Below are 22094 nucleotides of genomic sequence, written 5' to 3' on the forward strand. Positions count from 1 at the left end.
TGGGGTGCGGGTTGCTGGTGGTGGGGTGCGGGTTGCTGGTGGTGGGGTGCGGGTTGCTGGTGGTGGGGTGCGGGTTGCTGGTGGTGGGGTGCGGGTTGCTGGTGGTGGGGTGCGGGCTGTTGGTGGTGGGGTGCGGGGTCGTGGTGTGGTGTGAGGTCGTGGTGTCGTCCGGGCTGGGCCTGTGGGGTGGTTACGGCGGCGGCCGTGCCGGACAGGGTCAGCCGCGGGCCGTCGGTCGCGTTGCCCAGGTGTACGGCGGTACCGGGGCCGAGGTCGGACTGGTGGATCCGGCGGCCCTGCACGAACGTGCCGTTGGTGCTGCCGTTGTCCTCGATCACCCAACCGCGGCCGTCGAAACGGACCGTGGCGTGCCGCCAGGAGACTCTGGCGTCGTCGAAGACGATGTCCCCCTGCGGATCGCGCCCGAGGGCGTAGGACCTGGACGGATCGAGTGTCCAGGTCTGCCCGTTCGCTTCCAGTACGAGTTCTGGCACCCCAAGCCCCACTGAGTTGTCCCCCGACGTACTCCGGTCACCGGGAGTCTAGGGATGGTGAACATCGGGGGGAACTATTTCAGGCGCTGCTCCTGACCGAAAGCCGGGTCTTGCGCGAACCGGACGAGAGCGCATCTTCCGTTTCCGTTGACGGGGTTGAAACCAGCCCGGAGAGTGGTAAAGCACGCGAGGGGGACATGCGCGGCGACCCGGCCGCGCCGTGCGGATCGGGGGGTCTGCGATGAGCGCGTCCAGCAGTGCGGCGGTCGCGGAACACGGCGTGAAAGTGCCGTGGGGTGATGTGCTGCTGTCCGCGATCGCCGCCGTGAGCTGGGCGTTGATCGGGATGGCGGGGACGGCGGCGCTGGGTCTGCACCTGCTGGAGGCGGACGGCGCGGCCTCGTTGGGGCCGATGACCGCGGCGGTTGTGGCGCTCGGGGCGGGTGGTTCGGTCACGCCGTCGGGCGATGTGTCCGCGTTCGGGCTGGCGGGCGCCGAGGCGCGTACCGCCATCGAGATCACGCCACTGGGGGTGAGTCTGGTGGGTGCGCTGCTGCTGTCCTTCTTCTTCCTGCGGTCGTTGCGGGCGGCGGGAGTTGTCGTCGCGCCTGCCGAACTCGCGGCCCGGGCGGGGGCGGTGGTCGTCCTGTTCACGGCGATGATGGGCGGGCTGGCCTGGGCGGGCCACGACGTCATCACGATCGACGGGGGCTCGCTGGGGGCGGACGACCTGCCCGGCGGCGGCAGCGTGGACATTCCCGGTGTGGGCGACATCGGTGGGCTGCTGCCCGACCGGCTCGGGGACCTCGTGGACGCGCAGGCGGCGGTCGGGTTCACCGTGGACACCGCGCCGACGCTGCTGGGCGGGCTGGGCTGGTCCGCGGGGGTGCTGCTGATCGCGCTGCTGGCGTCGCGCCGTACGCCCCTGCCGCCCGGCTGGGACGCCCTGCACCGGGTGGTGCGGCCGGCCGTGTCCGCGGTGGTCGCGGTGGCGGTACTGGCGGTGGTGGCGGGGCTCGCGGCGGCGGCGTATGCGGCCATCGGCGACGACCATCCCCGGCGGATCGCCGGCGCGGCGCTGCTGGGGGCGCCGAACGGGGTGTGGCTCGGCGTGCCGCTCGGCCTGTTCGTGCCGTGGGACGGGCGGGCGACAGGGGCACTGGCCGGTGTGCTGCCGGATCCGTTGGACGATCTGCTGCGGGCGGACGCCGGTGAACCGGTCACTCTCGGTCGCCTGGCGGAGCTGGACAGCCGGGTCTGGCTGCTGGCGGTGGCAGCGGGACTGGTGATGCTGCTGGCGGGAGTGCTCACGGCGGTACGGACGCCGGTGGCGGCCGCGGGGGCCGCGCGCGAGGGGGTGCTGGGGTTCGCGGGGCGCTGTGCGCTGCGGCTGGGGATCGCGACCGCGCTGGCGCTGCCGCTGCTTCTGTGGCTGACGGAGGTATCGGTGGACGCCTCGCTCTCCGTCCTCGGCGTCGACGCGTTCGGCGGCGGGATCGAGCTGCGCGGAAACCTCGGCACGGCGCTGTTGCTGGGCGCCCTGTGGGGGGCGGGGGCGGGCGCGGTCGGCGCGCTGCTGGCGCGGGCCACCGGGGCGGCGGGACAGCGGGCGGCGCCGTTGGCACGGGGGGTGGGGGTTGGGGTGGGAGTGCCGGTGCCTGCCGCGGGCGGGGCAGGCGGGGCACAGCATGTGGGGGGCGAGCAGGGCGCGGCGTATTCCGGGGGACGGGCGCACCCGAGCGGTGCGCCGGGTGCGGGGCGGCCTCCCTACGCGGGGCGGTCGCCGTACTCGGGGCAGCCTCCGTCCACAGGGCAGCCAGCGTCCACGGGGCAATCGCCGTACTCGCAGCAGCCTCCGTACCCGGGGCAGCCTCCGTACGCGGAACCGGCCGGGCAGCCCGGCCCGTACCGGCCCGGTGCGGCCTACCCGCCGCCGAATCCCGACACCAACCCTTACCTCCGGCCACCGGACCGGGCGCCGGATCGGCCACCGGGTCCGGAGGGTGCCCGGCGGAGCGACGGGCCGCGTCCGTACGGCAGCCCGGCCGAGGGGTTCGGTGACAGTGGGCGCAGTGGCGAGGGACGCGGAGCTCCCGGCGCCAGTCCCGAAGGGCCGCCCCCGGGGCAAGGAACCGGGCCCGCGCCCGGGCAGGGGCCCGGGCAGGGGCCCGGGCAGGGGCCCGGGCAGGGGCCCGGGCAGGGTAACGACGACGTCTACGGAGCGCCCACCGTGGCCGGGCCGGTGGTGCCGCCGAAGCCGCCTCCCCGGCGGGCCCGGCCGCAGGCGGGGGGTACCGGACCGCCGCCCCCACCGCCGCCCCCGCCGCCCCCGCCGCCCCCGCCCCCCGGCGCCGCCCCGTCGGCCGAGGCGGCCGGAGCGCGGGGAGTGATCACGTGTCCGTCGCCGTTCCGACAGCCACGCGCCACTGGACCGACACCGAGAGTTCCGTGTCCGCCAGGCGGACCTCGGGCGCGCACGGCCCGGGGCGCCGGATACCGTATGAGCACCATGAGCGCTACGCAGACCTCTGACGTCCCTACGCTTCTCGTCAAGATCTTCGGCAAGGACCAGCCGGGTATCACGGCGGGCCTCTTCGACACCCTCGCCGCCTTCTCGCTCGACGTAGTCGACATCGAGCAGGTCGTCACCCGGGGCCGGATGGTGCTGTGCGCGCTCGTGACGCAGCCGCCGCGGGGACTGGAGGGCGAACTGCGGGCCACCGTCCACAGTTGGGCGGAGTCGGTGAAGATGCAGGCCGAGATCATCTCCGGCACCGGCGACAACCGGCCGCGCGGCCTCGGCCGCTCCTTGGTCACGGTGCTCGGCCACCCGCTCACCTCGGAGGCGACGGCCCAGGTCACCGCCCGGATCACCAAGACCGGCGGCAACATCGACCGGATCTTCCGGCTGGCGAAGTATCCGGTCACGGCGGTCGAGTTCGCCGTGTCCGGCGTGGAGACCGAGCCGTTGCGGACTGCGCTGGTGACGGACGCGGCGGCGCTGGGCGTCGACATAGCGGTGGTCGCCGCCGGACTGCACCGCAGGGCGCAGCGGCTGGTCGTCATGGACGTGGACTCGACGGTCATCCAGGACGAGGTGATCGAACTTTTCGCCGCGCACGCGGGCTGCGAGGCCGAGGTCGCCGAGGTGACGGCCGCCGCGATGCGCGGGGAGCTGGACTTCGAGCAGTCGCTGCACGCGCGGGTGGCGCTGCTCGAGGGTCTGGACGCCTCCGTGGTGGACAAGGTGCGCAGCGAGGTGCGGCTGACGCCCGGCGCGCGCACCCTGATCCGTACGCTGAAGCGGCTCGGCTACCAGGTGGGCGTCGTCTCCGGCGGGTTCACGCAGGTCACCGATGATCTCAAGGAGCGGCTGGGGCTGGACTTCGCCCAGGCCAACACCCTGGAGATCGTCGACGGGAAACTGACCGGGCGGGTCACCGGGGAGATCGTGGACCGGGCGGGCAAGGCGCGGCTGCTGCGCCGGTTCGCCGCGGCGGCGGGCGTACCGCTGTCGCAGACCGTGGCGATCGGGGACGGCGCCAACGACCTGGACATGCTGAACGCGGCCGGTCTCGGGGTGGCCTTCAACGCCAAGCCGGTGGTGCGCCAAGCCGCGCACACCGCGGTGAACGTGCCGTTCCTGGACACCGTCCTGTATCTGCTGGGCATCACCCGCGAGGAGGTCGAGGCGGCGGACACCCTCGACCAGCAGCTCCTGGACCGGGCCGGGGACGAGGACGGCTGAGAACCACACCGCCGGCTGAGAGCCACACCGACGGCTGAGAACGGCACCAATGGCTGAGAACCGCTGAGAGGCCCGGGCGGCCGGGCCTCTCAGCGCGGCAGGGCAGCCAATCCCTGGAGGCTGCGGCCAGCCGGTCGCAGGCCCACCAGCCCGTCGTTGGCCGGTCGGCCCGTCGAAAGCCGGTCAGTCCGTGGGCGCCCAGTAGTCCCGCAGGGTGGCGACGCCCGGCTCCAGTGATTTCCAGGGACCGGTGAAGGTCAGCACCGCGAAGGCGGCGGCCGGGAAGCCGCGGCCCGCCATCCGCTCGTGGACACCGCCCTCGGCCGAGCCGGCCAGCACCTCGGTGAGCCCCTGCACGCCCGGGTTGTGGCCGATCAGCAGGACGTTGCCCAGGTCGTCGGGGGTCTCATTGAGCACGGCGATCAGCTCGCCCGGCGATGCCTCGTAGATCCGCTCCTCGTAGACCGTCTTCGGACGCTGCGGGAACTCCTGGACGGCGAGCTTCCAGGTCTCCCGGGTCCGGGTGGCCGTGGAGCACAGGGCCAGGTCGAAGGAGAGGCCGGTGTCGGTGAGGCGGCGTCCGGCCTCCGCGGCTTCCTTGCGGCCCCGCTCGGCGAGCGGTCGCTCGTGGTCGGGCACCTGGGGCCAGTCGGCTTTCGCATGCCGGAAAAGGACAATCCTGCGCGATTCTGCGACGCTCATGTCTCCCAGCTTCGCATGAAACAGGCCACGGGGCGCAGGGAGTTGACTCGCGGATTCCCGGTCGCGGGGCACGGTCGGGGCGGCCGGCCCGGTCCGCGCGCCCCGGGGGCGCCGAGTCAGCGTCCCAGCAGGTACCGGGCCTGCTCCAGCAGGTGGGCGAGGGCGGGCTGGCCGGCGGCCGCGTGGGCCTGGGACGGGTTGAGTATCAGCGCCAGCAGCATCACGAAGGCGAGGATCGGCAAGGCCAGCGCCCACCAGGGCAGCCGGATGTCGACGCCGCCGCGGGAGACGGGGCGGGTGTGCGTGGGGGTCGACATGAGTGCCTCCGCGGGTCTTCGGCGTCCCCTGGTCCGTGATCGTGCGAGGTGAGCCGCGGTCCCCGTCGCCGGGGGTCTCGCGGCCACACCACGAAGTTACGGAATCCGGGGCCGCCGTCCCATCCGGTGACCCACCCACTCGACCCTGAGTCCCACCCCCTAGGGGACTGGGGGGCTACCCCCACCTCCGCGAGCCGGGGCCGCCCGGTTCACGGGGAGGCGATCGTCGCCACGATGCCGATGATCACGAAGATCGCGAGGAACGAGCCGAAGACGATCAGCATCTTCTTCTGGCCGTTCTGGGGGTTCGGGTCGAGAACTGGCATACGCCCAGTCTCGCACCCGGCACCGACAGCCCTGTCAGCGGCCCGGTCACCGGGCCGGTCACCGGGCCGGTCGGCGATCCGGTCAGCGGGCCGCCTCGTCCTCCACCGTACGGTTGCGGCCCGCCAGGACGCCGGCCGCCATCTGCGGCACCATCAGGGCGCTCATCAGCGCGATCGGCAGTCCCCAGCCGCCGCTGTGCTGGTAGAGGACGCCGACCAGGAGCGGCCCGGGGATCGAGATCAGATAGCCGGTGCTCTGCGCGAAGGCCGAGAGCTGGGCGACGCCCGGGCCGGTCTTCGCCCGCATCCCGACCATCGTCAGGGCCAGCGGGAAGGCGCAGTTGGAGACGCCGAGCAGCACCGCCCAGGCCCAGGCGCCACCGGCCGGCGCGAGGTACAGGCCGGCGTATCCGGCGAGGCCGCAGACGCCGAGGACGACCACCATCGGGCCCTGGTGGGGCAGCCGGCTCGCCACCCGCGGGATGACGAAGGCCAGCGGTATGCCCATCGCCATGGTGACGGCCAGGAGCACGCCGGAGGTGGAGGCGGAGACGCCCGCGTCCCGGAAGATCTGCGCCATCCAGCCCATCGTGATGTAGGCGCCGGTGGCCTGGAGGCCGAAGAAGACGGCGAGTGCCCAGGCGGTACGGCTGCGGGTGATCCGCAGGGCGGGCCGCGCGGCGGAGGAGGCCGCGGACGCACCAGGAGCGGAGTCCACAGGGGCGGAGGCCGCAGAGGCGGAGGCCGCGGAGCCCGCGCTCCGGTCCCGGACGAACGGCAGCCAGGCCAGCAGGGCCACCGCCGCCGGCGCGGCCCACACCATGAGTCCGGGCTGCCAGCCGCCGCCCAGGGCGTCGGTCACCGGCACGGTCACCGCCGCGGAGATCGACGTACCGCAGGCCAGGCCCATCGAGTACAGGCCGGTCATGGAGCCGACCCGGTCGGGGAACCAGCGCTTGACGATGACCGGCATCAGGACGTTGCTGACCGCTATGCCCATCAGCGCGAGCGCGCTGGCGGCCAGGAACCCGGCGGTGCCGCCGACGTACGGACGGAGCAGCAGGCCGGCGGTGAGGGCGGCCATGCCGGCGCAGACCACCGCGCCGGGTCCGAAGCGGCGGGCCAGCCGGGGAGCGGTGACGCCGAAGACGGCGAAGCAGAGGGCGGGCACCGAGGTGAGCAGCCCGGCCACGCTGCCGCTCATGCCCAGTCCGTCGCGGACCTCTTCCAGGAGCGCGCCGAGGCTGCTGATCGCGGGGCGGAGATTGACCGCGGCCAGCACGATGCCGAGGACGAGCAGCCTGGCCGTCCACGGCGTCCACGCGCGCGTACCGGGCCGGGCCGGCTCCCGGGCGCCGCCCTGCGGGGCGGTCTCCAGCGTCGAAGTTTCCTCACTAGCCATGAGACCCATCATAGAATCATGGGATGATTGCCTGTCCACTCCCCGAAGGTGCGCCATGCCCCTGAGCCATCCCCGCCGCTCGGCCCTGTCCGAGCAGGTCATCACCGCGCTCCGGCGCCAGATCACCTCGGGCGAGTGGCCGGTCGGCTCCCGCATCCCGACCGAGCCCGAGCTGGTGGAGCAGCTGGGGGTGGCCCGGAACACCGTCCGGGAGGCGGTCCGCGCGCTGGCGCACAACGGGCTGCTCGACATCCGCCAGGGCTCCGGCACGTATGTCGTCGCCACCAGTGAGCTGGCCGGCGTGATGCACCGCCGGTTCGCCGACGCCGACCCCCGGCACATCGCCGAACTGCGCTCCACGCTGGAGTCGGCCGCCGCGCGGCTGGCCGCCGCGCGGCGCACCGAGAAGGACCTCAAGCAGCTGGACGCGCTGCTGACGCGCCGCGCGCAGGCGTGGGAGTCGGGCGACGCGGAGGCGTTCGTGTCGGCCGACGCGACCTTCCACCTGGCTGTCGTGGCCGCGTCCCACAACGAGGTGATGACGGCGATGTACGCGGACCTGGGCGAGGTGATGCTGGACTGGCTGCGCGAGGACGTCGGCGCTGAGCTGACGCCGGAGGCGCACATGGACCACACCCGGCTGGTGGACGCGATCCGCGCGGGCGACGCCTGGACGGCCGGCGAGGAGGCGGCGGGGTATCCGTTCGTGTGCCGCCCGGGGCGGGTCAGTCCGGACGCCGGTGGCTGATCCAGGCCGCGCCGGTCTCCTTCCAGCAGCGCCCGGTCAGCCGTACGGTCTGCGCGGGGCCCGCCGTCACCGGGGCGCCGTCGCTGTCCAGATCCCACCAGCGGACGCACTCGACGTGCAGGGCGACGCGGTCGGGGTCCGGATAGGGGTTGTGGCAGTACGCGGTCACCCGGGAGCCGGTCTGCCGGATCCGGCACTCGGCGCCGAAGGGCCGTTGCGGTGCCGCCTGGTCACCCCGGGTGGGCACGCGCGCGTGGGACATCGCCTCGTACGGCAGGGCGAGCCCGAAGGCGGCGACGACGGCTGCCGCGGCCAGGCGGCGGGCGAAGCGCACAAGCGGACCCCCTCGGCTGGAACGGGACGGAAAGCGCGGGCGGGAACGCGGGACGGTGTCGTGTCCCAGCCTGCGCCGTCGGCACTCCGGCCGCCCGCCGGCTGGGCCGGACGGGTGACACGCGAAGGGCCCGCGCCCTCGTGGACGCGGGCCCTGCCGGGGACCGGGTGTCAGGCGCCGATCGCGTGCAGACCGCCGTCGACGTGGATGATCTCGCCGGTGGTCTTGGGGAACCAGTCGCTCAGCAGCGCGACGACGCCGCGGCCGGCCGGCTCCGGGTCCTTCATGTCCCACTCCAGGGGGGAGCGGTTGTCCCACACGGACGCCAGCTCGTTGAAGCCCGGGATGGACTTGGCTGCCATGGAGCCGAGCGGGCCCGCCGAGATGAGGTTCGACCGCACGTTCTGCTTGCCCAGGTCTCGGGCGAGGTAGCGGCTGGTGGCCTCCAGGGCGGCCTTGGCCGGGCCCATCCAGTCGTACTGCGGCCAGGCGTACTGGGCGTCGAAGGTGAGGCCGACGACGGAGCCGCCGTTCTGCATCAGCGGCAGGCAGGCCATGGTGAGCGACTTCAGGGAGAACGCCGAGACGTGCATCGCCGTGGCGACCGACTCGAACGGCGTGTTCAGGAAGTTGCCGCCGAGCGCGTCCTGGGGGGCGAAGCCGATGGAGTGCACGACGCCGTCGAGGCCGCCCAGCTCCTCGCCGACGATGTCCGCGAGGCGCCCGAGGTGCTCGTCGTTGGTGACGTCCAGCTCGATGACCTTGGTGGGCTTGGGCAGCTTCTTGGCGACGCGCTCGGTCAGCGTGGGCCGCGGGAAGGCGGTCAGGATGATCTCCGCGCCCTGCTCCTGGGCCAGCTTGGCCGCGTGGAAGGCGATGGAGGACTCCAGCAGCACGCCGGTGATCAGGACGCGCTTGCCCTCGAGGATTCCGCTCATGGTGATCAGTGACCCATTCCCAGTCCGCCGTCAACCGGGATGACGGCTCCAGTGATGTACGAGGCGTCGTCCGAGGCGAGGAACCGCACCGTGGCGGCGATCTCCTCCGGCTGCGCGTACCGGCCCAGCGGCACCTGCGACACGATGTTCGCGCGCTGCTCGTCGGTGAGCGCCTTGGTCATGTCGGTGTCGACGAAGCCGGGCGCGACGACGTTGAAGGTGATGTTGCGCGATCCCAGCTCACGGGCGAGGGAGCGGGCGAAGCCGACCAGACCGGCCTTGGAGGCGGCGTAGTTGGCCTGCCCCGCCTGGCCGAGCAGTCCGACGACGGACGAGATGAGCACCACGCGGCCCTTCTTGGCGCGCAGCATGCCCCGGTTGGCGCGCTTGACGACGCGGAAGGCACCGGTGAGGTTGGTGTCCAGGACGGAGGTGAAGTCGTCCTCGGACATCCGCATCAGGAGCTGGTCCTTGGTCACGCCGGCGTTGGCGACGAGGACCTCGACGTTGCCGTGCGTCTCCTCGATCTCCTTGTAGGCCTGCTCCACCTGCTCGGCGTCGGTGATGTCGCACTTGACGGCCAGGAAGCCGGCCGGCGGCTCACCCGAGCGGTACGTGATGGCGACCTTGTCGCCGGCGTCGGCGAACGCGCGGGCGATGGCGAGGCCGATGCCCCGGTTGCCTCCGGTGACGAGAACCGAGCGGCTCAACGGATCACCCTTTCGTCAGTGGTCTGAACACGTCCGCCCGACCATCTGGACGCATCTGGATGACAGGCGGCTTCCTCGAAAACCTATCGGTCCCGGCTCCCGCGCGGAGAATCGGGCACCCACAGTGGCTTACGGGCCGGACTGTCGGGTCCCTACAGAAGGCGCGCCTGCCCCCGCCGAGCCAGGGGGTGCGTCGCGGTGCGGGCGTGGCGGAGAACCGCTGCACGAACGCTTCGGACCATGCCCCTGCAACAGGACGATCACTGCGGAGCCGACGGGCAGTTGTATGCGAGGTCGGCGTCCTCCGTCAGCGGTATGGCAGGCTGCGTTCCCGCGTTCACGGCGGGCGCGGGATGCTGGTCCCGAGCCCGCTCCTTGCGTCAGGCCCCGGTCATCACCGCCCGTGAAGGGAAACCCAGCCAGTGCCCCATGACATCGATCAGTCGTTCACCGCCCTCCCCTTGCGTCCCCTCGCCGACGCCGCCCTGGCCCGTGCCCGTTCCCTCGGTGCCGAGCACGCCGACTTCCGGCTCGAGCGGGTGCGCAGCGCCTCGCTGCGGCTGCGGGACGCCAAGCCGTCCGGTTCCTCGGACACCACCGACCTCGGGTACGCGGTGCGCGTCGTGCACGGCGGTACGTGGGGTTTCGCGTCCGGTGTGGACCTGACGCCGGACGCGGCCGCCAAGGTCGCCTCGCAGGCGGTGGCGATGGCGAAGCTGTCGGCGCAGGTGATCAAGGCGGCGGGGTCGGACGAGCGGGTGGAGCTGGCCGACGAGCCGGTGCACGCCGACCGTACGTGGGTGTCGGCGTACGACATCGACCCGTTCACCGTGGCCGACGCCGAGAAGGCGGCGCTGCTGGCCGACTGGAGTGCGCGGCTGCTGGCGGCCGGCGGGGTCGACCACGTGGACGCCTCGCTGCTCACCGTCCATGAGAACAAGTTCTACGCCGACACGGCCGGGACCAGCACGACCCAGCAGCGGGTGCGGCTGCACCCGGTACTGACCGCGGTGTCCGTCGACGACTCCAGCGGCGAGTTCGACTCGATGCGGACGCTGGCGCCGCCCGCCGGGCGCGGCTGGGAGTACCTGACCGGCACCGGGTGGGACTGGGACGCCGAACTGGCCGAGATCCCCGGGCTGCTGGCCGAGAAGATGCGGGCGCCGAGTGTCCGGGCGGGGCTGTACGACCTGGTGGTCGATCCGTCCAACCTGTGGCTGACCATCCACGAGTCCATCGGGCACGCCACCGAGCTGGACCGGGCGCTCGGTTACGAGGCCGCCTACGCCGGCACTTCGTTCGCCACCTTCGATCAGCTGGGCAAGCTGCGCTACGGCTCGGAGCTGATGAACGTCACCGGGGACCGCACCGCCGAGCACGGGCTCGCCACCATCGGGTACGACGACGAAGGGGTCGAGGGGCAGTCCTGGGACCTGGTGCGGGGCGGCACGCTGGTCGGCTATCAGCTGGACCGGCGGATCGCCCGGCTGACCGGCTTCGAGCGGTCCAACGGGTGCGCGTACGCCGACTCCCCCGGCCATGTGCCGGTGCAGCGGATGGCCAACGTGTCGCTGCGGCCCGACCCCGGCGGGCTGTCCACGGAGGATCTGATCGGCGGGGTGGAACGGGGTATTTACGTTGTAGGGGATCGTTCATGGTCAATTGATATGCAACGGTACAATTTTCAATTCACCGGTCAGCGGTTCTTCCGGATCGAGAACGGGCGGCTCGCCGGGCAGCTGCGGGACGTGGCCTACCAGGCGACGACCACCGACTTCTGGGGCTCCATGGCGGCCGTCGGCGGTCCGCAGACGTATGTCCTGGGCGGCGCCTTCAACTGCGGCAAGGCCCAGCCGGGACAGGTCGCGGCGGTGTCGCACGGCTGCCCGTCCGCCCTCTTCAAGGGCGTCAACATCCTCAACACCACGCAGGAGGCCGGTCGATGAGCGCCCGTACGCCCCGGACGAGCAGCAAGCCGCACGAGATCGTCGAGCGGGCGCTGGAGCTGTCCCGCGCGGACGGCTGCGTGGTCATCGCCGACGAGCACTCCACCGCCAATCTGCGCTGGGCGGGCAACGCGCTGACCACCAACGGCGTCACGCGCGGGCGCACGCTCACCGTGGTCGCCACCGTGGACGGGAGCGAGGGCACGGCGACCGGCGTGGTGTCGCGGTCCGCCGTCACCCGCGACGACCTGGAGCCGCTGGTGCGGGCCGCCGAGCAGGCGGCGCGCGGGGCCGGGCCCGCCGAGGACGCGCAGCCGCTGGTCACCGGGGTGCCGCAGGCGCCGGACTTCACGGACGCGCCGGCCGAGACGTCGTCCGCGGTGTTCGCCGACTTCGCGCCGGCGCTCGGCGAGGCGTTCGCACGCGCGCGTACCGGCGGGCGGGAGCTGTACGGATTCGCCAACCACGAGCTGACCTCCACCTATCTGGGGACGTCCGCGGGGCTGCGGCTGCGCCACGACCAGCCCACCGGGACGCTGGAGCTGAACGCCAAGTCGCCGGACCGGTCGCGCTCGGCGTGGGCGGGGCGGGCCACCCGGGACTTCAAGGACGTCGACCCGGCGGCGCTCGACGCGGAACTGGCCGTACGCCTGGGGTGGGCCGAGCGGCGGGTGGCGCTGCCCGCGGGCCGCTACGAGACGCTGCTGCCGCCGACCGCGGTCGCGGACCTGCTGATCTACCAGCTGTGGTCGGCGTCGGGCCGGGACGCGGCCGAGGGGCGGACGGTGTTCTCCAAGCCGGGCGGCGGCACCCGCCTGGGCGAGCGGATCGGGCGGCTGCCGCTGACCCTGCGCAGCGATCCGGCCGAGCCGGGTCTGGAGACGGCGCCGTTCGTGGTGGCGCACTCCTCCGGCGACGACCAGTCGGTGTTCGACAACGGGCTGCCGGTCTCCCCCACGGAGTGGATCAAGGAGGGTGTGCTGGCCCGGCTGACGACCACCCGGCACAGCGCCGCGCTGACCGGGCTGCCGTCGGCCCCGGCCGTCGACAACCTGATCCTGGACGGCGGCAGCGACCGCTCCCTGGCGGAGATGGTCGCCGGTACCGGGCGGGGGCTGCTGCTGACCTGCCTGTGGTACATCCGCGAGGTCGACCCGGCGACGCTGCTGCTGACCGGCCTGACCCGGGACGGGGTCTATCTCGTGGAGGACGGCGAGGTGGTCGGCGAGGTGAACAACTTCCGGTTCAACGAGTCGCCGGTGGACCTGCTGGGGCGGGCCACCGAGGCGGGGCGTACCGAGCGGACGCTGCCCAGGGAGTGGGGCGACTGGTTCACCAGGGCGGCGATGCCCGCGCTGCGGGTGCCCGATTTCAATATGAGCTCGGTCAGCCAGGGCGTATAACCTCGTAGCCGCACACGAGAGCGTGCGTACAGCTACGTACGAGATCATCGAGGAGACACGAGAACCGTGACGGACATCGTCGACGAGCTGAAGTGGCGCGGGCTGTTCGCCCAGTCCACCGACGAGGACGCTTTGCGCAAGGCGCTCGCGGACGGTCCCGTCACGTTCTATTGCGGCTTCGACCCGACCGCGCCGTCGTTGCACGTGGGGCATCTGGTGCAGGTGCTCACCGTGCGCCGGCTCCAGCAGGCCGGGCACCGGCCGCTGGCGCTGGTCGGCGGGGCGACCGGGCAGATCGGCGACCCCCGGCCGACCGCGGAGCGCACGCTGAACTCGCCGGAGACGGTGGCCGGGTGGGTGCGGCGGCTGCGCGGGCAGATCGAGCCGTTCCTGTCCTTCGAGGGTGCCAACGCGGCCGTGATGGTCAACAACCTGGACTGGACCGAGGGGCTCTCCGCGATCGAGTTCCTGCGCGACATCGGCAAGCACTTCCGGGTCAACAAGATGCTGACCAAGGACTCGGTGGCCCGCCGGCTGGAGTCCTCGGAGGGCATCAGCTACACGGAGTTCAGCTACCAGCTGCTCCAGGCCATGGACTTCCGGGAGCTGTACCGGCGCTACGGCTGCGTGCTCCAGCAGGGCGGCAGCGACCAGTGGGGCAACCTGACGGCGGGCCTGGACCTGATCCACCGCCTGGAGCCGGACGCCACGGTGCACGCGTACGCGACGCCGCTGATGACCAAGGCGGACGGCACCAAGTTCGGCAAGACCGAGGGCGGGGCGGTCTGGCTGGACCCGGAGATGACGACGCCGTACGCGTTCTACCAGTTCTGGCTGAACGTGGACGATCGGGACATCTCGGGCTACCTGCGCATCCTGTCCTTCAAGTCCCGCGAGGAGCTGGAGGAGCTGGAGCGGCAGACCGCGGAGCGCCCGCAGGCGCGGGCGGCGCAGCGGGCGCTGGCCGAGGAGCTGACCACGCTGGTGCACGGCGCGGACCAGACGGCGGCCGTGATCGCCGCGTCCAGGGCGCTGTTCGGCCAGGGCGACCTGGCGGAGCTGGACGAGCGGACGCTGACCGCCGCGCTCTCGGAGCTGCCGCACGTCAAGGTCGCCGAGCCGGCTCCGGTGGTCGACCTGTTCGCCGAGGTCGGCCTGGTCGCCAGCAAGTCGGCGGCCCGGCGCACGGTCAAGGAGGGCGGCGCCTACGTGAACAACGTGAAGGTGGCCGCCGAGGACGCGGTCCCGGCCGCCGGGGAGCTGCTGCACGGGCGCTGGCTGGTGCTGCGCCGCGGCAAGAAGAACCTGGCCGCGGTGGAGGTCACCGGCGGCTGAGCGCACGCCGAGGGGCGGTTCCCGCAGGATGCGGGAGCCGCCCTCGTGTGTCCGGTGCCGCGGGTCCGGTCAGGCGGTGTGCCGCCGCTGTTTCCTGTTGCCGCGCACCGCCATGTACGCCATGTCTCCGACCCCGACGATGATGATCGCGGCGACGAGCTGGAAGAGGTGCCGCCACCAGTCGATACCGGAGGTGGCGTCGACGCCGGCCGCCCGGGCGACCGCGTTGCCGACGATGGCACCGAGCATGCCGAAGATCGTGGTCAGCCACAGAGGGCTGTGCTGCTTGCCCGGAATGATCGCCTTGGCGATCAGACCGAGCACGAATCCGACGATGATCGCCCACAACCAGCCCATGGCTGCCTCCTCGTCCGGCGCTACGTGAGCATTACCGCCACCCTGGGCTCCTACCGCGTACGGCGCACGGTGGGTACGTCCGAACGGGGGACGCACCCGGGCGCCGCGGCGCACTCCGATCGCTCCGGCGCGAGGTCCCCCGGTCTCGTGGGCGGCGCAGCCGCGGCGTACCGTAAGAGCTGTCCCGGGCCGGCGACCCCGAGCGGCCGTGGACGGGTACGGGCGGGGAGGCTCCGATGCGAGCGGGCGGTGGAATGTGATGCGGAAGCGGAGCGGCGGCGGCAAGGCCCAGGTGTTCCGGATCACCGGCGCCCGGACGGGTCTGGAGGAGGACGTCCGCGGGCGGCAGCGCCGGTACGTCATCTCGATGTCGGTCCGCACGCTGGCGGTGATCCTCACCGCCACCCTGTGGAACGTGGAACGGCACGTCGCGATCGTGACGCTGGTGCTCGGGGCGGTGCTGCCGTATGTCGCGGTGGTGATCGCCAACGCCGGGCGGGAGAACGCGCCGGGACTGCCGACGACGTTCGTGACCGCGCCGACACCGCCGATGATCGAGCCGCCGGCCGCGTCGCACGGCTTCGCGGAATCCGTGCCGGAAGATGACCCCGCTGACCGGACGGCGGGTGTACGGCACCCATCTGGTGACTTTTCTTGATCGAAACTGCACGTTACCGAACGGAATCGATCAACTCGGCTGATGGTCAAGTCCTCGTCAAGCCGTCGAGAAGCTCGCTCCAATCACGTTGTTCCGGTCCCGAACGGCGGACCACCCGTGACATACTCGGTAAGCGCTCCGCATCCCCCGTCGGAGCGATGGACCGACGCCGGGCAGCTCCCCCCGTGGCTGCTCGGCGTCGCCTTTTTGCGCGGCCGTTCCGCGCGATCTGTTCCCGCGCGATCTGTTCCGCACGACTTGCGAGACGAACCTGTGAGTGACGAGACGACCCCGATCTGTTCCGCCAAGGGCTGCCGCAGCGCCGCCGAGTGGGTGCTGGCGTGGAACAACCCGAAGCTGCACACGCCGGAGCGGCGCAAGACGTGGATCGCGTGCGACGAGCACCGGGAGCACCTCTCCCAGTTCCTCGGGGTCCGCGGGTTCCTGAAGGACGTGGTCCCGCTCGCCGAATGGGAGGCGGACCGCTAACCGCCGATCGCCGACATCGGCCGGTCCGGCTGGACGAAGGACGGGTCGTCGAGGCCGGCGCCCGCCTTCTTGCCCCACATGGCGAGCTTCCAGACGCGGGCTATCTCCGCGTCCGGCGCGCCGGAGCGCAGGGCGGCGCGCAGGTCGGTCTCCTCGCGGGCGAACAGACAGGTGCGGACCTGGCCGTCGGCGGTCAGCCGGGTGCGGTCGCAGGCGGCGCAGAACGGGCGGGTGACGGAGGCGATGACGCCGACGCGGTGCGGGCCGCCGTCGACCAGCCAGCGCTCGGCGGGGGCCGAGCCGCGCGCCTCGGCGCCCTCCTCGGTCAACTCGAAGCGGGTGCGCAGCGAGGCGAGGATGTCACCGGCGGTGACCATGCCCGCGCGCTTCCAGCCGTGCTGGGCGTCCAGCGGCATCTGCTCGATGAAGCGCAGCTCGTAGTCGTGCTCGACGGCCCAGGCGAGCAGGTCGGGGGCCTCGTCGTCGTTGAGCCCCGGCATCAGGACCGAGTTGACCTTGACCGGGGTGAGGCCGGCCTCGCGGGCGGCGTGCAGGCCGTCCAGGACGTCCTTGTGCCGGTCGCGGCGGGTGAGGGTCTTGAAGACGTCCGGGCGCAGGGTGTCCAGCGAGACGTTGACCCGGTCCAGGCCGGCCGCCTTCAGGGCCGCCGCCGTGCGCTTGAGGCCGATGCCGTTGGTGGTCAGGGACATCTGGGGGCGCGGGCCGAGGGCGGCGACGCGCTCCACGATGCCGGGCAGGCCGGGGCGGAGCAGCGGCTCGCCGCCGGTGAAACGGACCTCCGTTATGCCCAGGGAGGTGACCGCGATGCCGATGAGGCGGACGATCTCGTCGTCCGTGAGCAGATCGGGTTTGGCCAGCCACTGCAAGCCCTCCTCGGGCATGCAGTACGTGCACCGCAGGTTGCAGCGGTCGGTCAGCGAGACCCTCAGGTCGGTGGCCACTCGGCCGTAGGTGTCGATGAGCACGTGGGCCCCCTCCCTCGACGCGGATCGCATGGAGCTCTTGACTCCTCCGATACCTGCGAGCCTACGTGACCGCGCTGACATCGACAGCGGCCGGAAGCCACGAGGGACGCCCCGGCCCCGTCGTAGGGAGCTACGACGGGGCCGGGACGCCAGGGGGAATCAGTGGGCGCCGGTGCCGGTCAGGGACCTGACCTCCAGCTCCGCGTACTTGCCGGTGTCCGGTCCCTCCTTGGACAGGACGGTGCCGAGCCAGCCCATCAGGAAGCCGAACGGGATGGAGATGATGCCCGGGTTCTTCAGCGGGAACCAGGCGAAGTCGACGTCCGGGAACATCGAGGTGGCGTCGCCCGAGACCACCGGCGAGAACAGCACCAGGCCGACCGCGACCACCAGACCGCCGTAGATCGACCACAGCGCGCCCTGGGTGGTGAACCGCTTCCAGAACAGGCTGTAGAGGATGGTGGGCAGGTTGGCGGAGGCGGCGACCGCGAAGGCCAGGGCGACCAGGCCGGCCACGTTCAGGTCGCGGGCCAGGGCGCCGAGCGCGATGGAGACGATGCCGATGAAGACGGTCGCCCAGCGGGCCGCCCGCATCTCCTCCTTCTCGGTGGCCTCGCCGCGCCGGATGACGTTGGCGTAGATGTCGTGCGCGAAGGACGACGACGAGGCGAGGGTGAGGCCGGCCACCACGGCGAGGATGGTCGCGAAGGCCACCGCCGAGATGGTGGCGAGCAGGATCGCGCCCCAGGCCGAGTCGACGCCGCCGACGTGCAGGGCGAGCAGCGGGGCGGCCGTGTTGCCGGACGGGTTGGAGTCGGTGATCTCCTTCTGCGAGATGAGCGCGGCGGCGCCGAAGCCGAGCGCGATGGTCATCAGGTAGAAGGCGCCGATGATGCCGATCGCCCAGTTCACCGACTTCCGGGCGGCCTTGGCGTTGGGCACCGTGTAGAAGCGGATCAGGATGTGCGGCAGCCCCGCGGTGCCGAGCACCAGGGCGATGCCGAGCGAGATGAAGTCCAGCTTGGTGGTGCCGGTCGCGCCGTACTGGAGGCCGGGCTCCAGGAAGGCGGCGCCCTTGCCGCTGTTCTCGGCGGCGGTGCCGAGCAGGTCGGAGATGTTGAAGTCGAACTTCAGCAGCACCAGGAAGGTGATCAGGATGGTGCCGCTGATCAGCAGCACGGCCTTGACCATCTGCACCCAGGTGGTGCCCTTCATGCCGCCGATGGTCACGTAGACGATCATCAGGACGCCGACCAGGGCGACGATGAGCACCTTGCCCGCGTCCGAGGTGATGCCGAGCAGCAGGGAGACCAGGACGCCGGCGCCCGCCATCTGGGCCAGCAGGTAGAAGATCGACACCACGATGGTGGAGGTGCCGGCGGCGGTGCGCACCGGGCGCTGGCGCATCCGGTAGGCGAGGACGTCGCCCATCGTGTAGCGCCCGGAGTTCCGCAGCGGCTCGGCGACCAGCAGCAGGGCCACCAGCCAGGCGACCAGGAAGCCGATGGAGTACAGGAAGCCGTCGTAACCGAAGATGGCGATGGCGCCGGCGATGCCCAGGAAGGACGCGGCGGACATGTAGTCGCCGGAGACCGCCAGGCCGTTCTGGAAGGCGCTGAACTGCCGGCCGCCCGCGTAGAAGTCGGCGGCGTCCTTGGTCTGCCGGCCGGCCCAGACGGTGATGACGAGCGTCGCGACCACGAAGACCGCGAACAGTGTGATGATCAGCGGCCGGTGCTCGCTGGCCTCGTTGGCCGCCAGGAGGAACTGCCCCGTGGTGCTCATGCGCCGCCCTCCATACGGGACTTGATGGCCTCGGCCTTGGGGTCGAGCTGGGCGGCGGCGTGCCGCGAGTACCACCAGGCGATGAGGAACGTGGTGAGGAACTGGGCGATGCCGAAGACGAACGCCACGTTGATGTTGCCGAAGAGCTTGGTGCCCATGAAGCCGCCCGCGTAGTTCGACAGCAGGACGTAGAGCAGGTACCAGGCGACGAAGCCGATGGTCAGCGGGAAGGCGAAGGAGCGGAAGGAACGGCGCAGTTCACCGAATTCCGCGCTCTGCTGCACCTCGGCGAACTCCTCCTGGGAGGGCAGCCGGTGTTGCTCTTGCGAGGGGGGCGGTGCGTCGGTGGCCACGGAGTCTCCTCGTACGACGGACATGACTGCTGTACCTAACGGTGCGGGGGCTGATCGTGCTGGTGCTCCCTGACCAACGACACGGAGCCGCCCGGGGCCCGGTTCACCGCCCGGACCACTTTCCGAAGTCACCCCCGGCCGGACATTGCTGGCCAGCGGCCGGGGGAGATAGCTTCAGCCTGCACACCCGACATGTACCTGCCCGGACGCTCTCGGCCGGGACGCTTCCCCCGGGGCACCCGCATGAACTGCACCGTCCGCACCACGGAAGAGACTGGAGAGTTCTGTACATGACCGTGTCTCACTCGCGTCACCACCGCGCGCTGGCGATCCCGGCGGGCCTGGCCGTGGCGACGGCCCTCGCGTTCCTGCCCAATGTGCAGGCGTCCGCCGCCGAGTCCCCGTCGGCCTCGGCCGACGCGACCTCGCTCAGCTATGTCGTCAACGTCAAGGCCGGCCAGGCTCCCTCGGCCGCCGTCAAGCGCGCGATAGCCGAGGCCGGCGGCACCATCGTGACGTCGTACGACCGGATCGGCGTCGTCGTCGTGCACTCGTCGAACCCGGACTTCGCCAAGACCGTCCGCACGGCGCGCGGGGTGCAGTCGGCCGGTGCCACCCGCACCGCGCCGCTGCCGTCGGCCGCCACCACCGACGTGGGCACGCCGAAGGTGCTCAGCGCCACGGAGGCCGCCGCGGCCGAGGCCGCCCAGGGCCAGGACCCGCTGGAGCCGCTCCAGTGGGACCTGCCCGCCATCAAGGCGGACAAGGCGCACGAGAAGTCGCTGGGCAGCAGCAAGGTCACCGTCGCCGTCATCGACACCGGCGTGGACGACACCCACCCGGACATCGCCCCGAACTTCGACCGGGCCGCCTCCGTCAACTGTGTGTCGGGCAAGCCGGACACCACCGACGGCGCCTGGCGGCCGACCGCCGCGGAGTCCCCGCACGGCACGCACGTCGCCGGTGAGATCGCCGCCGCGAAGAACGGCATCGGCATGACGGGCGTCGCGCCCGGCGTGAAGGTGTCCGGCATCAAGGTCTCCACGACCGCCGGCTTCTTCTACACCGAGGCCGTGGTCTGCGGCTTCATGTGGGCGGCCGAGCACGGCGTCGACGTGACCAACAACAGCTATTACACCGACCCGTGGTACTTCAACTGCAAGGACGACCCGGACCAGAAGGCGCTGGTCGAGGCCGTCAAGCGGGCCTCGTCGTACGCGGAGAAGAAGGGCGCGGTGAACGTCGCCGCGGCCGGCAACGAGGAGTACGACCTCGCCGCCGACGAGATCACCGACCCGGTCTCCCCCAACGACTCCACCCCCTCCGAGCGGGTGATCGACCCGTCCGAGTGCTACGACATCCCGACCCAGCTGCCCGGTGTCGTCACCACCGCGGCGACCGGCGCCAAGGGCCTGAAGTCGTCCTTCTCCAACTACGGCAAGGGCGTCATCGACATCGCCGCGCCCGGCGGTGACTCGACGGCTTACCAGCCGCCGGCCGCGCCCGCCACCAGCGGACTGATCCTGGGCACGCTGCCCGGCGGCAAGTGGGGCTACATGGCCGGTACGTCGATGGCGTCGCCGCACGTCGCGGGCGTCGCCGCGCTGATCAAGTCCACCCACCCGCACGCCTCGCCCGCCCTGGTGAAGGCGCTGCTGTACGCCGAGGCCGACGCCACCGCGTGCACCGACCCGTACGACATCGACGGCGACGGCAAGGTCGACGCGGTGTGCGAGGGCTCGAAGAACCGCAACGGCTTCTACGGCTGGGGCACGGCGGACGCGCTGGACGCGGTGACCAAGTAGGCACCAGGCCGAGGGGGCGCAGGTCCTGTCGTCGAACGACAGGACCTGGGGACGTACCGCCGGTCGTCTGCTGGACTTGCCCGGTCGAAGGATGACTGGTGAAGATCCTGAGGTGACCTTGATACGACCCACGCCCCCGTCGGCCGGGGCCCGGGGGCGCCCGGGCCCGGGTCCCGGCACCGGCCGGGCGGTGGCCGTGCTCGCCCTGGTGGCGCTGGCCGCGCTGATCCCGCTGCTCGGCCCGTCCCCGGCGCTGCGCGGCACCGGGGAGGCGCAGGCGCCCGGCAGCGGCGGCATCGCCCTGCTGCGCGCGGTGCTGTTCGCGGCGCTCGCCGTCCCGCTGGGCGAACTGTTCGCCGGGCGGCTGGCCCGCTCCCTGCCGGGTGCCGCCCCGGCCGCGCCGCGCGGCTGGTCGGTGCCCGCGGCCGTCGTCGGTTTCGGCGCCGCGCTGGGACTGGCCTCGGTGGTGGCCACCGGCAACCTGGTCCCGGGCGGCCTCGCCGACATCGACGTGGGCGGGCTCTACGCCACCCGGGACGGCAAGCTCGCGCTCCTGGAGGTCAACGCGTTCCTGGTGGCCGGGCTGTGCGCCGCGTCCGGCCGGCCGGGAACGCGGGTGTGGCCGCTGGCCGCGGTGGTGGTGGCGGAGGCCCTGCGCGCGCATCCCCCGACCGAGCAGAGCCCGCTGCTGGGCTCCGGGCTGACTCTGCTCCACCTCACCTGCGCCTCCTTGTGGGTGGGCGGTCTGCTGCACGTGCTGCGGGTGCTCGCCCGGTGGCGGGGCGCCGGGGCCGACGCCGGGGCGGGGGCCGCGCTGCTGGGGCGGTACGCGCGCGTGGCGGCCGGTCTGCTGGCCGTCATCACGGCGACGGGGGTGTGCAGTTCGCTGCGCCGGATGCCGGCCGGCTCGCTCCTCGGCCAGTTGACGGACACGGCCTACGGGCGGGTCCTGCTCGCCAAGGTGCTCCTGGTCGCGGCCGTCGCCGCCCTCGCCCTGTGGGCCCGGATCCGGCTGGGCCGCGCGCCCGACCCACTGGCCGCCTGTACGCCCGCCCGCGCGGAGGTCGCCGTCCTGGGCGTGGTGGTCGCGGTCTCCGGACTGCTGACGGCGCTTCCGGTACCGATCCGCTGGTGACGAGCCGCGCCGGGCGGCCCGGAATCCGGGTCCGCGCCGCACTTCCCCCACCGGCCCGCCGGCGACCGACCGCCACCGCGTGAGAGCGGCGACCGGCACCGCCGCCCCGCGGAGGCGGTCGGC

The 22094-nt window shown here is 72.3% G+C and carries 21 protein-coding genes and 1 pseudogene; 10 read left to right on the forward strand and 12 right to left on the reverse strand.

The window, feature by feature from the left end; translation table 11 throughout:
- The coding region (locus AB0G32_RS35750) for an FHA domain-containing protein (protein ID WP_361173432.1) at positions 1–494 on the reverse strand (494 nt) is incomplete at its 3' end.
- A gap of 241 nt (positions 495–735) precedes the next feature.
- Here AB0G32_RS35750 and AB0G32_RS35755 point away from each other — a divergent pair.
- Together AB0G32_RS35755 and serB are read left to right on the forward strand one after the other, a co-directional pair.
- Positions 736–2829: pseudogene (locus AB0G32_RS35755) on the forward strand (streptophobe family protein); the annotation flags it as partial.
- A 174-nt stretch (positions 2830–3003) separates the two neighbouring features.
- Positions 3004–4242 (forward strand): phosphoserine phosphatase SerB, encoded by a 1239-nt coding sequence (gene serB, locus AB0G32_RS35760; protein WP_361173489.1) that lies wholly within the window; start codon positions 3004–3006, stop codon positions 4240–4242.
- Positions 4243–4425: 183 nt separating this feature from the next.
- Here the strand turns inward: serB and AB0G32_RS35765 are convergent, their stop codons facing one another.
- The 4 genes from AB0G32_RS35765 to AB0G32_RS35780 form a co-directional block, all read right to left on the reverse strand.
- Positions 4426–4944 carry a histidine phosphatase family protein gene (locus AB0G32_RS35765; RefSeq protein WP_361173435.1) on the reverse strand — a complete coding sequence of 173 codons (519 nt, stop codon included), beginning with the start codon at positions 4942–4944 and terminating at the stop codon, positions 4426–4428.
- 116 nt (positions 4945–5060) lie between these two features.
- A complete protein-coding gene (locus AB0G32_RS35770) occupies positions 5061–5261 on the reverse strand; it encodes a hypothetical protein (RefSeq protein ID WP_361173438.1) in 201 nt (66 codons plus the stop codon).
- A 209-nt stretch (positions 5262–5470) separates the two neighbouring features.
- Entirely contained in the window at positions 5471–5587 is a 117-nt protein-coding gene (locus AB0G32_RS35775; RefSeq protein WP_361173441.1) for an SGM_5486 family transporter-associated protein, read from the reverse strand.
- Positions 5588–5669: 82 nt separating this feature from the next.
- Complete coding sequence (locus AB0G32_RS35780; RefSeq protein WP_361173444.1) at positions 5670–7001, reverse strand: CynX/NimT family MFS transporter; 1332 nt, start codon at positions 6999–7001, stop codon at positions 5670–5672.
- 43 nt (positions 7002–7044) lie between these two features.
- Here AB0G32_RS35780 and AB0G32_RS35785 point away from each other — a divergent pair, with 43 nt between their 5' ends.
- Positions 7045–7737, forward strand: a complete 693-nt coding sequence (locus tag AB0G32_RS35785) for a FadR/GntR family transcriptional regulator (protein ID WP_361173447.1) — start codon at positions 7045–7047, stop codon at positions 7735–7737.
- On the opposite strand, the gene AB0G32_RS35790 is transcribed toward AB0G32_RS35785, so the two are convergent.
- The 3 genes from AB0G32_RS35790 to fabG all read right to left on the reverse strand — a co-directional run bounded on the left by AB0G32_RS35790 (position 7715) and on the right by fabG (position 9719).
- Complete coding sequence (locus AB0G32_RS35790) at positions 7715–8071, reverse strand: hypothetical protein (protein ID WP_361173450.1); 357 nt, start codon at positions 8069–8071, stop codon at positions 7715–7717. The two genes, AB0G32_RS35785 and AB0G32_RS35790, sit on opposite strands and share 23 nt — an antisense overlap.
- 170 nt (positions 8072–8241) lie before the next feature.
- Positions 8242–9009 (reverse strand): enoyl-ACP reductase FabI, encoded by a 768-nt coding sequence (gene fabI, locus AB0G32_RS35795; RefSeq protein ID WP_361173453.1) that lies wholly within the window; start codon positions 9007–9009, stop codon positions 8242–8244.
- 5 nt (positions 9010–9014) lie between these two features.
- Positions 9015–9719, reverse strand: coding sequence for a 3-oxoacyl-[acyl-carrier-protein] reductase (gene fabG / locus AB0G32_RS35800; RefSeq protein ID WP_361173456.1), 705 nt, complete (start codon positions 9717–9719; stop codon positions 9015–9017).
- A 422-nt stretch (positions 9720–10141) separates the two neighbouring features.
- Here fabG and AB0G32_RS35805 point away from each other — a divergent pair, with 422 nt between their 5' ends.
- The 3 genes from AB0G32_RS35805 to tyrS all read left to right on the forward strand — a co-directional run bounded on the left by AB0G32_RS35805 (position 10142) and on the right by tyrS (position 14403).
- A complete protein-coding gene (locus AB0G32_RS35805) occupies positions 10142–11665 on the forward strand; it encodes a TldD/PmbA family protein (protein ID WP_361173459.1) in 1524 nt (507 codons plus the stop codon).
- The gene (locus AB0G32_RS35810; RefSeq protein ID WP_361173462.1) at positions 11662–13068 is read left to right on the forward strand and encodes a TldD/PmbA family protein; all 1407 of its coding nucleotides are present in this window, start codon (positions 11662–11664) and stop codon (positions 13066–13068) included. Before AB0G32_RS35805 ends, AB0G32_RS35810 begins: the two co-directional genes overlap by 4 nt.
- Before the next feature lie 66 nt (positions 13069–13134).
- The gene (gene tyrS, locus AB0G32_RS35815) at positions 13135–14403 is read left to right on the forward strand and encodes a tyrosine--tRNA ligase (protein WP_361173465.1); all 1269 of its coding nucleotides are present in this window, start codon (positions 13135–13137) and stop codon (positions 14401–14403) included.
- A gap of 69 nt (positions 14404–14472) precedes the next feature.
- On the opposite strand, the gene AB0G32_RS35820 is transcribed toward tyrS, so the two are convergent.
- Positions 14473–14760 carry a GlsB/YeaQ/YmgE family stress response membrane protein gene (locus AB0G32_RS35820; protein WP_361173468.1) on the reverse strand — a complete coding sequence of 96 codons (288 nt, stop codon included), beginning with the start codon at positions 14758–14760 and terminating at the stop codon, positions 14473–14475.
- A 259-nt stretch (positions 14761–15019) separates the two neighbouring features.
- Here AB0G32_RS35820 and AB0G32_RS35825 point away from each other — a divergent pair, with 259 nt between their 5' ends.
- Positions 15020–15418, forward strand: coding sequence for a DUF3099 domain-containing protein (locus tag AB0G32_RS35825; protein ID WP_361173471.1), 399 nt, complete (start codon positions 15020–15022; stop codon positions 15416–15418).
- A 273-nt stretch (positions 15419–15691) separates the two neighbouring features.
- Positions 15692–15907, forward strand: coding sequence for a hypothetical protein (locus AB0G32_RS35830; protein ID WP_361173474.1), 216 nt, complete (start codon positions 15692–15694; stop codon positions 15905–15907).
- On the opposite strand, the gene moaA is transcribed toward AB0G32_RS35830, so the two are convergent.
- The 3 genes from moaA to AB0G32_RS35845 form a co-directional block, all read right to left on the reverse strand.
- Positions 15904–16893 (reverse strand): GTP 3',8-cyclase MoaA, encoded by a 990-nt coding sequence (gene moaA, locus AB0G32_RS35835; RefSeq protein ID WP_361173493.1) that lies wholly within the window; start codon positions 16891–16893, stop codon positions 15904–15906. The two genes, AB0G32_RS35830 and moaA, sit on opposite strands and share 4 nt — an antisense overlap.
- A 159-nt stretch (positions 16894–17052) precedes the next feature.
- Entirely contained in the window at positions 17053–18678 is a 1626-nt protein-coding gene (locus AB0G32_RS35840; RefSeq protein ID WP_361173477.1) for a cation acetate symporter, read from the reverse strand.
- Positions 18675–19031, reverse strand: coding sequence for a DUF485 domain-containing protein (locus tag AB0G32_RS35845; protein WP_361173480.1), 357 nt, complete (start codon positions 19029–19031; stop codon positions 18675–18677). The genes AB0G32_RS35840 and AB0G32_RS35845 overlap by 4 nt, the downstream gene beginning before the upstream one ends.
- Before the next feature lie 290 nt (positions 19032–19321).
- On the opposite strand from AB0G32_RS35845, the gene AB0G32_RS35850 reads away from it, so the two are divergent.
- Both AB0G32_RS35850 and AB0G32_RS35855 read left to right on the forward strand, forming a co-directional pair.
- On the forward strand, positions 19322–20836 hold the full coding sequence (locus AB0G32_RS35850) for a S8 family serine peptidase (RefSeq protein ID WP_361173483.1): 1515 nt from the start codon (positions 19322–19324) through the stop codon (positions 20834–20836).
- Between the two features lie 112 nt (positions 20837–20948).
- Positions 20949–21971: a CopD family protein gene (locus AB0G32_RS35855; protein WP_361173486.1), complete on the forward strand. Its 1023-nt coding sequence runs from the start codon at positions 20949–20951 to the stop codon at positions 21969–21971.
- Positions 21972–22094 lie beyond the last annotated feature (123 nt).

The organism is Streptomyces sp. NPDC023723 (genome assembly GCF_040639815.1).
In the GTDB taxonomy this organism is placed as follows: domain Bacteria; phylum Actinomycetota; class Actinomycetes; order Streptomycetales; family Streptomycetaceae; genus Streptomyces.

Bases quoted from the DNA above. Each gene is read 5' to 3' on its own strand.
- serB (WP_361173489.1), top strand. From the start codon at position 3,004: ATGAGCGCTACGCAGACCTCTGACGTCCCTACGCTTCTCGTCAAGATC.
- AB0G32_RS35765 (WP_361173435.1), bottom strand. From the start codon at position 4,944: ATGAGCGTCGCAGAATCGCGCAGGATTGTCCTTTTCCGGCATGCGAAA.
- AB0G32_RS35770 (WP_361173438.1), bottom strand. From the start codon at position 5,261: ATGTCGACCCCCACGCACACCCGCCCCGTCTCCCGCGGCGGCGTCGAC.
- AB0G32_RS35775 (WP_361173441.1), bottom strand. From the start codon at position 5,587: ATGCCAGTTCTCGACCCGAACCCCCAGAACGGCCAGAAGAAGATGCTG.
- AB0G32_RS35780 (WP_361173444.1), bottom strand. From the start codon at position 7,001: ATGATGGGTCTCATGGCTAGTGAGGAAACTTCGACGCTGGAGACCGCC.
- AB0G32_RS35785 (WP_361173447.1), top strand. From the start codon at position 7,045: ATGCCCCTGAGCCATCCCCGCCGCTCGGCCCTGTCCGAGCAGGTCATC.
- fabI (WP_361173453.1), bottom strand. From the start codon at position 9,009: ATGAGCGGAATCCTCGAGGGCAAGCGCGTCCTGATCACCGGCGTGCTG.
- AB0G32_RS35810 (WP_361173462.1), top strand. From the start codon at position 11,662: ATGAGCGCCCGTACGCCCCGGACGAGCAGCAAGCCGCACGAGATCGTC.
- AB0G32_RS35820 (WP_361173468.1), bottom strand. From the start codon at position 14,760: ATGGGCTGGTTGTGGGCGATCATCGTCGGATTCGTGCTCGGTCTGATC.
- AB0G32_RS35825 (WP_361173471.1), top strand. From the start codon at position 15,020: ATGCGGAAGCGGAGCGGCGGCGGCAAGGCCCAGGTGTTCCGGATCACC.
- AB0G32_RS35840 (WP_361173477.1), bottom strand. From the start codon at position 18,678: ATGAGCACCACGGGGCAGTTCCTCCTGGCGGCCAACGAGGCCAGCGAG.
- AB0G32_RS35850 (WP_361173483.1), top strand. From the start codon at position 19,322: ATGACCGTGTCTCACTCGCGTCACCACCGCGCGCTGGCGATCCCGGCG.